Source organism: Vibrio sp. B1FIG11, assembly GCF_905175335.1.
GTDB lineage: Bacteria > Pseudomonadota > Gammaproteobacteria > Enterobacterales > Vibrionaceae > Vibrio > Vibrio campbellii.
On record NZ_HG992751.1, the window covers coordinates 804,284 to 816,984 of the forward strand.

Consider the following 12,701-nt stretch of genomic DNA (forward strand, 5'->3'; position numbering starts at 1 on the left):
TTCAAGAATGGTGCGGAAGGAGAGACTTGAACTCTCACACCTTGCGGCGCCAGAACCTAAATCTGGTGCGTCTACCAATTCCGCCACTTCCGCAACTTATTCTGTAGTTATCAAGGTAATTGGTAAAACCTCAACAACGTTGTGTAATGGCAGGGCTACCTGGATTCGAACCAGGGAATGGCGGCATCAAAAGCCGCTGCCTTACCGCTTGGCGATAGCCCTACTAATCTTAGCCTTTCAACTAAGTGCTTTCCTGTAAAGGAAAGTATGGTGCGGAAAGAGAGACTTGAACTCTCACACCTTGCGGCGCCAGAACCTAAATCTGGTGCGTCTACCAATTCCGCCATTTCCGCAAAGTATAGATTATTTTTAGATGGTGCGGAAGGAGAGACTTGAACTCTCACACCTTGCGGCGCCAGAACCTAAATCTGGTGCGTCTACCAATTCCGCCACTTCCGCATCTAAAATCTATATTAATGGTGGCTACGACGGGATTCGAACCTGTGACCCCATCATTATGAGTGATGTGCTCTAACCAGCTGAGCTACGTAGCCATTCTATATTCTTTAATCAAGTATGGTGCGGAAGGAGAGACTTGAACTCTCACACCTTGCGGCGCCAGAACCTAAATCTGGTGCGTCTACCAATTCCGCCACTTCCGCAACTTGATCTGTAGTTATTGATGTAATTGGTAAAACATCAGTAACATTGAATATGGCAGGTCTACCTGGATTCGAACCAGGGAATGGCGGCATCAAAAGCCGCTGCCTTACCGCTTGGCGATAGACCTACGGGCGATAGTCCTAAGACATATCAAATAATGGTGCGGAAGGAGAGACTTGAACTCTCACACCTTGCGGCGCCAGAACCTAAATCTGGTGCGTCTACCAATTCCGCCACTTCCGCATAATTACTGAGTAAACTCAATAATCAAAATAGTGGCAGGTCTACCTGGATTCGAACCAGGGAATGGCGGCATCAAAAGCCGCTGCCTTACCGCTTGGCGATAGACCTGCAGGCGATAGTCATAAAGACTAATCAAGTTAGAAAAGTATGGTGCGGAAGGAGAGACTTGAACTCTCACACCTTGCGGCGCCAGAACCTAAATCTGGTGCGTCTACCAATTCCGCCACTTCCGCAACTTTTCTGTCGTCATAAAGGTAATTGGTAAAAACCTAAATAACGAAATAAATGGTGGCTACGACGGGATTCGAACCTGTGACCCCATCATTATGAGTGATGTGCTCTAACCAGCTGAGCTACGTAGCCAACACTATATTCTTTAAATCAAGATGGTGCGGAAGGAGAGACTTGAACTCTCACACCTTGCGGCGCCAGAACCTAAATCTGGTGCGTCTACCAATTCCGCCACTTCCGCAACTTGATCTGTAGTTATTGATGTAATTGGTAAAACATCAATAGCATTCCTATGTTTCAAGGAAGAATAATGGCAGGTCTACCTGGATTCGAACCAGGGAATGGCGGCATCAAAAGCCGCTGCCTTACCGCTTGGCGATAGACCTACAGCGCTCTAATAAAAGAGACTTTAATAATGGTGCGGAAGGAGAGACTTGAACTCTCACACCTTGCGGCGCCAGAACCTAAATCTGGTGCGTCTACCAATTCCGCCACTTCCGCATAATTACTGAGTAAACTCAATAATCAAAATAGTGGCAGGTCTACCTGGATTCGAACCAGGGAATGGCGGCATCAAAAGCCGCTGCCTTACCGCTTGGCGATAGACCTACAGGCAATAGTCAAAAGACTATTCAATATATGGTGCGGAAAGAGAGACTTGAACTCTCACACCTTGCGGCGCCAGAACCTAAATCTGGTGCGTCTACCAATTCCGCCATTTCCGCATATATTGTTTAGAGCATTTCAAGATGGTGCGGAAGGAGAGACTTGAACTCTCACACCTTGCGGCGCCAGAACCTAAATCTGGTGCGTCTACCAATTCCGCCACTTCCGCATCTTGAACTCTATAAGCTATCAGTTATCAGTTAATTGGTAAAAACTAATAACTAAATTTTGTCTTTCAAAAGAAAGAATGGTGGCTACGACGGGATTCGAACCTGTGACCCCATCATTATGAGTGATGTGCTCTAACCAGCTGAGCTACGTAGCCATCTTTTTGAGCGAGACAATATAAACCTTCACGCTCTAAGTGACAACCCTTTTTATCAAAGGAATCTCACTTTAAATAATGGCAGGTCTACCTGGATTCGAACCAGGGAATGGCGGCATCAAAAGCCGCTGCCTTACCGCTTGGCGATAGACCTGCAGGCAGTAGTCTTAAGACTACTTAAAACATGGTGCGGAAGGAGAGACTTGAACTCTCACACCTTGCGGCGCCAGAACCTAAATCTGGTGCGTCTACCAATTCCGCCACTTCCGCATCTATTCCTAATTGCTCTTAAAAAAGAACCTTTAGGAATGGTGGCTACGACGGGATTCGAACCTGTGACCCCATCATTATGAGTGATGTGCTCTAACCAGCTGAGCTACGTAGCCAAAACCATGTTTTCTTGTTCTCGTCGCCAAGTTGCCTTGTCGTCGGGAACGGCGCGCATTATGCGAAGTTGAGTGAGATCCGTCAACAGTTTTTTTCAATAAATCCTGCAAAATCCATCGTTCGCTTCCTTTTTAAACAAAGAGGCGCGTTTATGATCTAAAACTGGAAATAAAATGGCTTGCAATAAGGGACTTAATTTCTTGTCTTTTCTGAAAGGTATAAAAAAAGCCAGCACTATGGCTGGCTTTTTATGTAAATGAAGTGTTTAGAATTCATTCACTTAATTATACGTTGAAGCGGAAGTGTACAACATCACCATCTTTAACGATGTATTCTTTACCTTCTAGACGCCATTTACCTGCGTCTTTCGCGCCGCTTTCACCGTTGAATTGGATGAAATCGTCGTAACCAACAACTTCAGCACGGATGAAGCCTTTTTCGAAGTCTGTGTGGATCTTCGCTGCCGCTTTTGGTGCCGTTGCGCCAACAGGGATAGTCCATGCACGAACTTCTTTCACGCCAGCTGTGAAGTAAGTTTGTAGGTTCAATAGTTCGTAACCTGCGCGGATAACGCGGTTTAGACCTGGTTCTTCGATACCAAGGTCAGCTAGGAACTCTTCACGCTCGTCATCTTCTAGTTCAGCCATTTCTGATTCAATAGCTGCACATACAGGAACAACAACGTTGTTTTCTTTCGCTGCAAACTCACGTACTGCGTCTAGGTATGCGTTGTCTTCAAAACCATCTTCGTTCACGTTAGCGATGTACATTGTTGGTTTTAGCGTCAGGAAGTTTAGGTAGCCAATTGCTGCTAGCTCTTCTTTTGCAAGATCAACAGTACGCGCCATGCCACCTTCTGTTAGTACAGGAAGCAGTTTTTCTAGAACGGTTAGTTCGAATTTCGCGTCTTTGTCACCGCCTTTTGCTTTCTTAGCGTTACGCTGGATAGCGCGCTCACAAGAATCAAGGTCAGCCATCGCTAGCTCAAGGTTGATAACTTCAATATCTTCGATTGGAGATACTTTACCTGCAACGTGAACGATGTTGTCGTTTTCGAAACAACGTACAACGTGGCCGATTGCGTCAGTTTCACGGATGTTCGCTAGGAATTTGTTACCTAGACCTTCACCACGAGATGCACCTGCAACTAGACCAGCGATGTCTACGAATTCCATTGTGGTAGGCAGAACTTTCTGTGGGTTAACGATCTTTGCTAGAGCATCTAGACGTAGATCTGGCACAGGAACCACACCAGTGTTTGGTTCAATGGTACAGAACGGGAAGTTTGCTGCTTCAATACCCGCTTTAGTTAGTGCGTTAAACAGAGTTGATTTACCAACGTTAGGTAGACCAACGATGCCACATTTAAAACCCATGATAGTAACCTTATTCAGCTTTGAACGTGTGGAGGCGATTTTGTGCTTTTGATAGACCATCCTTAATTAGGATGTCTAGACAGCGCACTGATTCGTCAGCTGCGGCGTCTAGTAGCTCTTGCTCTTTCGCTGGAGCTTTGCCTAGTACAAAACCCGCCACTTTATCTTTGTGTCCCGGATGGCCAATGCCGATACGAAGACGATAAAAATCTTTGTTATTGCCCAGTTTGCTAATGGTGTCACGCAGACCATTGTGGCCACCGTGACCGCCACCTTTCTTAAACTTAGCGACACCTGGCGGTAAGTCTAGCTCGTCGTGAGCAACCATGATCTCTTCTGGCTTAATTTGGTAAAACTTCGCAAGTGCTGCGATCGCTTTGCCAGATAGGTTCATGAAGGTAGTTGGGATTAGCAAACGGAGATCCTGGCCATTGACCAAAATGCGTCCTGTTAGGCCAAAGAACTTTGGTTCGTTCTTCAGGGTAACGTTGTGAACGCGTGCTAGTTCTTCTACAACCCAAGCGCCCGCATTGTGGCGAGTTTTGGCGTATTCTGGTCCCGGATTAGCAAGACCAACAAGAAGTTTGATTGGTTGAGTCAAGGTTAGGATCTCTCTGGAATCTCAAAAAGCGCAGTATGATAGCACAGAATTCTCGCAGTGGGCGACCAAGGGATTTTCTGCCTATCGATACAAATAAAAAAACACCCCATAGAGGGGTGCTTTTGAAATCAGTCTAGCTGAAATGTTCGGATTAGTTGAACATTGCAGAGATTGACTCTTCGTTGCTGATACGACGAATCGCTTCAGCTAGCATGCGAGAAAGGCTTAGTGTGGTTACTTTGCCAGTTGCAGCCATCTCTTTAGATAGAGAGATAGAGTCAGTTACGATAACTTGGTCAAGAACAGAGTTCTTAATGTTGTCCGCAGCGTTACCAGAGAATACAGCGTGAGTTGCGTAAGCGAATACACGCTTAGCACCGCGCTCTTTTAGCGCTTCAGCTGCTTTACATAGTGTGCCACCGGTATCGATCATGTCATCAACGATCACACAGTCACGACCTTCAACGTCACCAATTAGGTTCATTACTTCAGAAACGTTTGCACGTGGACGACGCTTATCAACGATAGCAATGTCGATATCGCCTAGTGCTTTTGCAGTTGCACGAGCGCGAACAACGCCACCTAGGTCAGGAGAAACCACTACAGGGTTTTCTAGACCACGAGATTGCATGTCTTCTAGAAGTACTGGCGTACCGAAGATGTTATCAACTGGTACATCGAAGAAGCCTTGGATTTGCTCTGCGTGTAGGTCGATAGTTAGAACGCGGTCTACGCCAACGTTAGATAGGAAATCAGCAACAACTTTTGCAGTGATTGGCACACGCGCAGAACGTACACGACGGTCTTGGCGAGCGTAGCCGAAGTAAGGAATTACTGCAGTGATACGACCTGCTGAAGCACGGCGCATTGCATCAATCATAACAACCAATTCCATTAGGTTGTCGTTAGTCGGTGCACAAGTGGATTGAATGATGAAAACATCACTACCACGAACGTTCTCGTTGATTTGAACTGCAACTTCGCCATCAGAAAAGCGAGAAACAGATGCATCACCAAGAGAGATGTAAAGACGATCAGCAATACGTTGGGCTAGTTCAGGTGTTGCGTTACCAGCAAATAGCTTCATATCAGGCACGGTGGAAACCTCGGGTTTGCGTCCAGTTTAAATAGGTCGGTGTGAGGCTGATTGGTATTCAGCCAAAGTCTCTTTTAGTGGCGAAATATTTCGCCCTTGAGCGACAAATGCCGAGACTTTATCAGAGAGTTGTGCAAGGATAGTTTCTGCTTCGGATTTGCTCGAAAATTCAGCAAAAATGCAAGATCCTGTCCCCGTCAATCTTGACGGCGCGTATTGTAGCAGCCATGAAAGTTGCTTATCAACCTCTGGGTAGAGCATTCGTACAATTTTTTCGCAATCGTTTACGCTTGGCGTGTTTAAAAGCGTTTCTAAATCGCGTTTTGGCGTATTTCGGGTCAAATCTGGATGTCTGAATATGTCGGCAGTTGCAATGGAAACGTTCGGGCGTACCACTAAATACCATTTCTCATCTGGATGAGCGGGAGAAAGTTTCTCGCCAACTCCTTCAGCAAATGCGGCAAAACCACGCACAAATACTGGCACATCCGCACCAAGCGCAAGGCCAATTTCGGCTAACTCGTCATCACTCAGATTAGTTTGCCATAGGTAATTAAGCGCAACCAACGCCGTTGCTGCATTGGAAGAACCGCCGCCAATTCCGCCGCCCATCGGTAGGATCTTATGTAGATTGATATGTGCACCGTATGAGCAATTCGCGAAACGTTGAAGTGCAGTTGCTGCTTTCCAGATCAAGTTGTCTTTTAGAGGAACACCTTCGATCTCTGGCGAAATCGTGATCTCACCAGAATCGTTTGCTTGAATGGTTAGCTCATCGCCGTGATCGACGAATTGGAATAAGGTCTGTAACTCGTGATAGCCGTTTTCTGTTCGGCCATTAATATAAAGAAAGAGATTCAATTTCGCTGGTGATGGCCAGCGGGTTGAAAGATCGATCATTGGGTGATGTTCCATTTTGTGATCACTAAATTAATTTTTACGTCAGATGTGCTCAGTCTTAACTTATTCGGCAGCGGCAAGGTCTGCTCATGCCATTCAATGTCACCGTAACGCTGGTAAGCGATGTTCCAATCATTCAAGCCAATCTGTTTATCTAGTGCTTGGAGGGTATTGGTCGGTGATAGTTGGAAAGAGTCGGCATCTGTAGGTAAGCCAAGTAGCCAATCAGGTAAATGGTCAACTGGCATCATTAAGCCGGTTAATCGGTAAATCAGTTGGTTAGCATCACGTGCGGAGAGGACTTGGTCGTCGTAAGTTTCGACCGTCGCACCTTGTGGGGTAATGGTGAGCTTTAATGCGGTTTGACCAAGTAGGGTCGTTAAACGCAATTGACTTAAAGCGGAAGAGTGCTTCCAGAAAAAATTCAGGCTTTGTCTTTGATCAGGGCCAATATAGCCAAGTTTGCCTGTAGCTTGAAAGTTATCAATGGCTTCCAGTCGCTGTTCATGCGCTTGCCACTCTACGCTGGTGACACTTTCAGGAACAGAACTACAACCCGCGAGTACTATGCTCGATAAGAGCAAGATGAGAAAGGAGCGTAAGGTCATGTTTGATGGCTTATTAATCAGTTTCATCGGTAATCGCTCACAACTATAGCATTGAAAAGCCGAGCGAAGGAAAACAAATCCGGCTTACCCTTTCAATAAATGCGTGCTTACAGTAAAATTCTGAACCTATTTTATAACCGATCTCAGAGATACCACGTTAGATGTCCTTGCTTGCTATTGGAATCAATCACAATACAGCGTCTGTTGACTTGCGAGAGAAAGTGGCGTTCGGACCCGATAAATTGGGCCCAGCACTTGAGCAACTCAGAGAGCACGAAGCCGTCAATGGCAGTGTGATTGTTTCTACCTGTAACCGTACCGAAGTGTACTGCGACGTGAAGCAAGGAGCGCGAAATAAGCTTATCGACTGGCTAGCCCAGTTCCATCAAGTTAATCAAGAAGACTTGATGCCGAGCCTTTATGTCCATGAAGAGCAAGCGGCGATTAAGCACTTGATGCGTGTTTCTTGCGGCCTTGATTCACTGGTACTTGGTGAGCCTCAGATTTTGGGTCAGGTAAAACAAGCGTTTTCTGATTCCCGAGATCATCAGGCGGTGGATACGTCGATTGATAAGTTGTTCCAAAAGACTTTTTCAGTCGCAAAACGTGTTCGAACAGAAACTGATATTGGTGGTAACGCGGTGTCGGTGGCTTATGCTGCCTGTACATTGGCGAAACACATCTTTGAATCACTGTCTGACTCAACGGTATTGTTGGTTGGTGCGGGTGAAACCATCGAACTGGTGGCGAAGCACTTAGCGTCTAACGGCTGTACTAAGATGATTGTTGCTAACCGAACGCGAGAGCGTGCTCTTGGTTTGGGTGAGCAATTTGGCGCAGAAGTGATCAGCTTGAATGAAATTCCTGACCATTTACCAAGGGCAGACATTGTCATCAGCTCAACGGCGAGTCCATTACCTATTATTGGTAAGGGCATGGTAGAGACTGCGTTGAAGAAACGTCGTCATCAGCCAATGCTTTTGGTGGATATTGCGGTCCCACGTGATGTGGAAGCGCAGGTGGGTGAATTGAGTGATGCTTACTTGTACTCGGTGGATGACTTACAATCGATCATCGATAGCAACATCGAACAACGTAAAGTAGAAGCGATTCAAGCAGAAGCGATCGTCAGCGAAGAAAGCGCGGCATTTATGACGTGGCTGCGTTCACTCCAAGCCGTGGACAGTATTCGTGATTATCGCAAATCGGCTAACGAAATTCGTGAAGACTTACTAAGTAAGAGCCTACAATCATTGGCAACCGGTGCAGACCCAGAAAAAGTGCTGCGCGAGCTTAGTAATAAACTCACCAACAAACTGATTCACGCCCCAACTCGTGCGCTGCAAAGTGCGGCAGAGCAGGGCGAACCAGCAAAATTAACGGTTATCCGCCAGACCCTTGGTTTGGATGATCTGTAACTCACGCTTTTTATTAAGAAAACGACACTATGAAAGCCTCTATTCTGACTAAGCTAGAAACGCTAGTAGAACGTTACGAAGAAGTTCAACATCTTCTTGGTGATCCTGATGTAATTGGAAATCAGGATAAATTCCGCGCTCTATCAAAAGAGTACTCTCAGCTAGAAGAAGTTACTAAGTGCTTCCAAGCGTATCAACAAGCGCAAGACGATCTTGCGGCTGCTGAAGATATGGCGAACGAAGACGACGAAGAAATGCGTGAAATGGCGCAGGAAGAAATCAAAGAAGCAAAAGAAGCGATCGAGCGTCTGACTGATGAGCTACAAATTCTTCTTCTTCCGAAAGATCCAAACGATGACCGTAACTGTTTCCTAGAAATCCGTGCAGGTGCGGGTGGTGATGAAGCAGGTATCTTCGCTGGTGACCTGTTCCGTATGTACAGTAAATACGCAGAAAAGCGTGGCTGGCGTATCGAAGTTATGTCTTCAAACGAAGCAGAGCACGGCGGCTACAAAGAGATGATCGCGAAAGTGAGCGGTGACGGTGCATACGGCGTGCTGAAGTTTGAGTCAGGCGGTCACCGTGTACAACGTGTACCAGCGACAGAATCTCAAGGTCGTGTTCATACTTCTGCGTGTACCGTAGCGGTTATGGCGGAAATCCCAGAAGCGGATCTGCCTGAAATCAAAGCAGCAGACCTAAAAATCGATACATTCCGTGCATCTGGCGCGGGTGGTCAGCACGTTAACACCACTGACTCGGCAATCCGTATTACCCACTTACCAACTGGTACAGTAGTAGAGTGTCAGGACGAGCGTTCACAGCATAAGAACAAAGCGAAAGCGATGGCAGTACTTGCTGCGCGTATCGTTCAAGCGGAAGAAGAGCGTCGTGCGGCAGAAGTGTCTGACACACGTCGTAACCTACTAGGTTCTGGTGACCGTAGTGACCGTATCCGTACTTACAACTACCCACAAGGCCGTGTTTCTGACCACCGTATCAACCTAACCATCTACCGTTTGAATGAAGTGATGGAAGGTGACCTACAAAGCTTGATCGACCCAGTTGTTCAAGAGCACCAAGCAGACCAACTAGCGGCGCTAGCTGAGAACGGCTAATCGAATGAGCCAAGTTCAATCTATTGAGCAAGCACTCAAAAGTGCGACGGCAATTCTGACAGAAGGCGGCAAAGAGTCGCCTTCTCTCGATGCAGCTGTCCTTCTTTGCCATGTCCTTGGCAAACCACGAACCTACCTACTGACCTGGCCAGAAAAAGCATTAGAAGCAGAGCAACAAGCTCAGTTCGATGACCTTTTAGCGCGACGTATTGCTGGTGAGCCTGTAGCTTACATCATCGGTGAGCGTGAGTTTTGGTCGCTGCCACTGAAAGTCTCTCCATCCACGCTGATCCCAAGACCAGACACTGAACGTTTGGTTGAAGTCGCATTGGATAAAACTTACGAGCAGACTGGACCAATTCTTGACTTGGGTACTGGCACAGGGGCGATTGCGTTAGCGCTCGCGTCTGAGATGCCGAAACGCCAAGTGATGGGCGTTGACTTAAAGCAAGAAGCAAAAGAGCTTGCCGAGTACAACGCGTCGCAGTTAAACATCAAAAATGTGACGTTTGATCAAGGTAGCTGGTTCGAACCTATTGTCAGCGGAACAAAGTTTGCTTTAATTGTCTCCAACCCACCGTATATCGACGAACAAGATCCGCATCTCTCTCAAGGTGATGTGCGATTTGAGCCAAAATCTGCGCTGGTCGCTGATGAAAATGGTTTGGCAGATATTCGCCATATCTCTGATCTTGCACGTCAATATCTGGAAGAGGGTGGGTGGCTCGCATTTGAACATGGTTATGATCAAGGCGACGCCGTTCGTGAGATCATGACGAACTTTGGTTATGAGCAAGTAGTCACGGAAAAAGACTATGGTGGTAATGACCGAGTGACGCTCGGTTGTTACAAGCCTCAATAATAACGAGCAAGTCAGCAGTAACTTATAAAAGAGAAAGAAAATGTACGTAGCTCTAAAACACATTCACTTAGTAACGATCGCATTGAGCGCGACGCTACTATCGATCCGATTCGCGTTGTTGATGATGGACTCTCCAAAACGCAACAATCGCTTCTTGAAAGTTTTCCCACACATTGTTGATACGGCGCTATTGCTGTCAGGTATCGGCCTAATCATGGTGACTGGTTTCATTCCGTTTACGGATGCTGCGCCTTGGCTAACCAACAAGATTACATGTGTGCTTGCGTACATCGCTCTTGGTTTCTTCGCTTTGAAAATGGCGAAAAACAAGCTGCTGAGAATTTTTGCCTTCTTTGGCGCTCTAGGCTGGTTAGTCATGGCCGCTAATATTGCCGTATCTAAAAATCCAAACCTATTTGGGTAATCTCAATGCTTGAGTTTTTTGACGAAGATTTTGACAACATGGCGTTGGTGGAAGGCGCGTTAGAACTGAACCATTCCATCAACCCAGACACTAATGTGCATTGGGCAAAACTTGAACTAGAACGTCTCTACGAAGAGGCCGAAGCGATTCTGGTTCATGAGACGGACGAAGAACAGCGTTTTGACTCTTTCTTGCGCCTATTCTTTTACGAATGGGGCTTTAAAGGTGACGAACAAGAATACTTTATCTCTGACAACAGCTTTATCGACAAGGTGTTGGAGCGTAAAAAAGGCATTCCGGTAAGCCTTGGTGCCATCTTGCTTTACTTGGGCAACCGTCTTGGCTTCCCGATGAAAGGGGTGACATTCCCGACTCAGTTTTTGATCAAAGTGGATTGGATGCACAAAACACCAGACTACATTAACCCGTTTAACGGTGAGTATGTTGGTGAGAAAATCCTTCAAGCTTGGTTGATTGGTCAAGAAGGCCCACTGGCAACATTGAAGCCTGAACACTTTGAAGAAGCGGACAACCCGACAGTGATTGGTCGTTGGCTCGCGTTAATTAAAAGCGCGATGCTACGTGAAGAGCGTTACACACTGGCACTGCGATGCACCAATCTCGCACTGACTTTCGTACCGGATGACCCATACGAGATTCGTGACCGTGGTTTCATCTTCCAGCAGTTAGAGTGTCATCAGGTGGCGGTTTCAGATTTTCAGTACTTTATTGACCAATGCCCAGACGATCCGGCATCAGAACTACTAAAATCACAAGTTAACGCCATGAGCGAAAAGCACGTTACGCTTCACTAATTTTATCGGCATGCTGAAACCGGCGTGCCGAAGACAGACAAAAGAGAATCAAAATGGAACAGAAAATCGTTAATATTGGCGACATTCAGGTTGCTAACGACAAGCCATTCACCCTATTTGCAGGTATGAACGTTCTTGAGTCTCGTGATCTTGCTATGCAGATCTGTGAGCACTACGTAAAAGTGACGGACAAGCTTGGCATCCCTTACGTATTCAAGGCGTCGTTCGACAAAGCAAACCGCAGTTCTGTTCACTCATACCGTGGCCCTGGCCTGGAAGAAGGCATGAAAATCTTCCAAGAGCTGAAGGATACATTCGGCGTGAAGATCATCACTGACGTTCACACAGAGGCACAAGCTCAACCAGTGGCTGATGTCGTTGACGTTATCCAGCTTCCTGCATTCCTAGCTCGTCAAACTGACCTTGTAGAAGCAATGGCGAAAACAGGTGCGGTGATCAACGTGAAGAAACCTCAGTTCATGAGCCCTGGCCAAGTAGGTAACATCGTTGAGAAGTTTGCAGAGTGTGGTAACGAAAACATCATCCTTTGTGAGCGCGGTTCTTGTCACGGTTACGACAACCTAGTTGTTGACATGCTTGGCTTTGGTGTGATGAAAAACGCATCGAAAGGCAGCCCAATCATCTTTGACGTAACGCACTCACTACAAATGCGTGACCCATCGGGCGCGGCATCTGGCGGTCGTCGTGAGCAAACGGTTGAACTGGCGAAAGCAGGCCTAGCAACAGGTATTGCAGGTCTATTTATTGAAGCGCACCCGAACCCAGATCAAGCACGTTGCGATGGCCCATCAGCGCTGCCTCTAGACAAACTTGAACCATTCCTAGCGCAAATGAAATCGCTAGACGATCTAATCAAGAGCTTTGCAGACATCGACATCAAATAATCGGTTACTGTGAATGTTTGAATGAAATGGTCAGCCTATGTGCTGGCCATTTTTGTATCGACA

The 12,701-nt window shown here is 46.6% G+C and carries 11 protein-coding genes and 21 tRNA genes; 6 read left to right on the forward strand and 26 right to left on the reverse strand.

The annotated features are described in order from the left end of the window. Positions 1–8: 8 nt before the first annotated feature. The 26 genes from KHO06_RS03640 to lolB form a co-directional block, all read right to left on the reverse strand. A tRNA-Leu gene (locus tag KHO06_RS03640) sits at positions 9–93 on the reverse strand. Between the two features lie 54 nt (positions 94–147). Continuing rightward, positions 148–222 (reverse strand) — tRNA-Gln (locus tag KHO06_RS03645). 46 nt (positions 223–268) lie between these two features. Continuing rightward, positions 269–353, reverse strand: a tRNA-Leu gene (locus tag KHO06_RS03650). Positions 354–374: 21 nt separating this feature from the next. Continuing rightward, positions 375–459: transfer RNA gene (locus KHO06_RS03655), tRNA-Leu, on the reverse strand. Positions 460–477: 18 nt separating this feature from the next. After that, positions 478–554 (reverse strand) — tRNA-Met (locus KHO06_RS03660). 23 nt (positions 555–577) lie between these two features. Further along, positions 578–662 (reverse strand) — tRNA-Leu (locus KHO06_RS03665). A gap of 53 nt (positions 663–715) precedes the next feature. Next, positions 716–790: transfer RNA gene (locus KHO06_RS03670), tRNA-Gln, on the reverse strand. A gap of 31 nt (positions 791–821) precedes the next feature. Beyond that, positions 822–906 (reverse strand) — tRNA-Leu (locus tag KHO06_RS03675). 33 nt (positions 907–939) lie between these two features. Continuing rightward, a tRNA-Gln gene (locus KHO06_RS03680) sits at positions 940–1,014 on the reverse strand. A 40-nt stretch (positions 1,015–1,054) separates the two neighbouring features. After that, a tRNA-Leu gene (locus KHO06_RS03685) sits at positions 1,055–1,139 on the reverse strand. 53 nt (positions 1,140–1,192) lie between these two features. Beyond that, positions 1,193–1,269 (reverse strand) — tRNA-Met (locus KHO06_RS03690). Positions 1,270–1,293: 24 nt separating this feature from the next. Further along, positions 1,294–1,378 (reverse strand) — tRNA-Leu (locus KHO06_RS03695). 70 nt (positions 1,379–1,448) lie between these two features. After that, positions 1,449–1,523, reverse strand: a tRNA-Gln gene (locus KHO06_RS03700). Positions 1,524–1,553: 30 nt separating this feature from the next. Further along, positions 1,554–1,638: transfer RNA gene (locus tag KHO06_RS03705), tRNA-Leu, on the reverse strand. Positions 1,639–1,671: 33 nt separating this feature from the next. Next, a tRNA-Gln gene (locus KHO06_RS03710) sits at positions 1,672–1,746 on the reverse strand. Between the two features lie 31 nt (positions 1,747–1,777). Continuing rightward, positions 1,778–1,862: transfer RNA gene (locus KHO06_RS03715), tRNA-Leu, on the reverse strand. Between the two features lie 25 nt (positions 1,863–1,887). Continuing rightward, positions 1,888–1,972 (reverse strand) — tRNA-Leu (locus KHO06_RS03720). Positions 1,973–2,051: 79 nt separating this feature from the next. Further along, positions 2,052–2,128: transfer RNA gene (locus KHO06_RS03725), tRNA-Met, on the reverse strand. 79 nt (positions 2,129–2,207) lie between these two features. Beyond that, positions 2,208–2,282, reverse strand: a tRNA-Gln gene (locus tag KHO06_RS03730). 31 nt (positions 2,283–2,313) lie between these two features. Further along, a tRNA-Leu gene (locus KHO06_RS03735) sits at positions 2,314–2,398 on the reverse strand. Positions 2,399–2,437: 39 nt separating this feature from the next. Further along, a tRNA-Met gene (locus tag KHO06_RS03740) sits at positions 2,438–2,514 on the reverse strand. A 285-nt stretch (positions 2,515–2,799) separates the two neighbouring features. Continuing rightward, positions 2,800–3,891 (reverse strand): redox-regulated ATPase YchF, encoded by a 1,092-nt coding sequence (gene ychF / locus KHO06_RS03745; RefSeq protein WP_005449255.1) that lies wholly within the window; start codon positions 3,889–3,891, stop codon positions 2,800–2,802. 10 nt (positions 3,892–3,901) lie between these two features. Beyond that, the gene (gene pth, locus KHO06_RS03750; RefSeq protein ID WP_020198204.1) at positions 3,902–4,492 is read right to left on the reverse strand and encodes an aminoacyl-tRNA hydrolase; all 591 of its coding nucleotides are present in this window, start codon (positions 4,490–4,492) and stop codon (positions 3,902–3,904) included. A 151-nt stretch (positions 4,493–4,643) separates the two neighbouring features. Next, the gene (locus tag KHO06_RS03755; RefSeq protein WP_005449254.1) at positions 4,644–5,588 is read right to left on the reverse strand and encodes a ribose-phosphate pyrophosphokinase; all 945 of its coding nucleotides are present in this window, start codon (positions 5,586–5,588) and stop codon (positions 4,644–4,646) included. Positions 5,589–5,615: 27 nt separating this feature from the next. After that, positions 5,616–6,488, reverse strand: a complete 873-nt coding sequence (ispE, locus tag KHO06_RS03760; protein WP_212582116.1) for a 4-(cytidine 5'-diphospho)-2-C-methyl-D-erythritol kinase — start codon at positions 6,486–6,488, stop codon at positions 5,616–5,618. Further along, entirely contained in the window at positions 6,485–7,123 is a 639-nt protein-coding gene (gene lolB / locus KHO06_RS03765) for a lipoprotein insertase outer membrane protein LolB (RefSeq protein WP_079402601.1), read from the reverse strand. Before lolB ends, ispE begins: the two co-directional genes overlap by 4 nt. 134 nt (positions 7,124–7,257) lie before the next feature. Between lolB and hemA the strand changes: the two genes are divergently transcribed. Genes hemA through kdsA form a run of 6 tightly spaced genes read left to right on the forward strand, consistent with a single transcriptional unit; the run spans position 7,258 to position 12,638 of the window. Beyond that, positions 7,258–8,514, forward strand: coding sequence for a glutamyl-tRNA reductase (hemA, locus tag KHO06_RS03770; protein ID WP_010650925.1), 1,257 nt, complete (start codon positions 7,258–7,260; stop codon positions 8,512–8,514). Positions 8,515–8,543: 29 nt separating this feature from the next. Next, complete coding sequence (gene prfA, locus KHO06_RS03775; RefSeq protein ID WP_012127201.1) at positions 8,544–9,632, forward strand: peptide chain release factor 1; 1,089 nt, start codon at positions 8,544–8,546, stop codon at positions 9,630–9,632. A 4-nt stretch (positions 9,633–9,636) separates the two neighbouring features. Next, a complete protein-coding gene (gene prmC / locus KHO06_RS03780; protein ID WP_038891614.1) occupies positions 9,637–10,494 on the forward strand; it encodes a peptide chain release factor N(5)-glutamine methyltransferase in 858 nt (285 codons plus the stop codon). 40 nt (positions 10,495–10,534) lie between these two features. After that, entirely contained in the window at positions 10,535–10,918 is a 384-nt protein-coding gene (locus KHO06_RS03785; RefSeq protein ID WP_010650919.1) for a SirB2 family protein, read from the forward strand. A 5-nt stretch (positions 10,919–10,923) separates the two neighbouring features. Next, complete coding sequence (locus KHO06_RS03790; RefSeq protein WP_005535723.1) at positions 10,924–11,733, forward strand: SirB1 family protein; 810 nt, start codon at positions 10,924–10,926, stop codon at positions 11,731–11,733. Between the two features lie 53 nt (positions 11,734–11,786). Further along, positions 11,787–12,638 (forward strand): 3-deoxy-8-phosphooctulonate synthase, encoded by an 852-nt coding sequence (gene kdsA / locus KHO06_RS03795; protein WP_005438608.1) that lies wholly within the window; start codon positions 11,787–11,789, stop codon positions 12,636–12,638. Positions 12,639–12,701 lie beyond the last annotated feature (63 nt).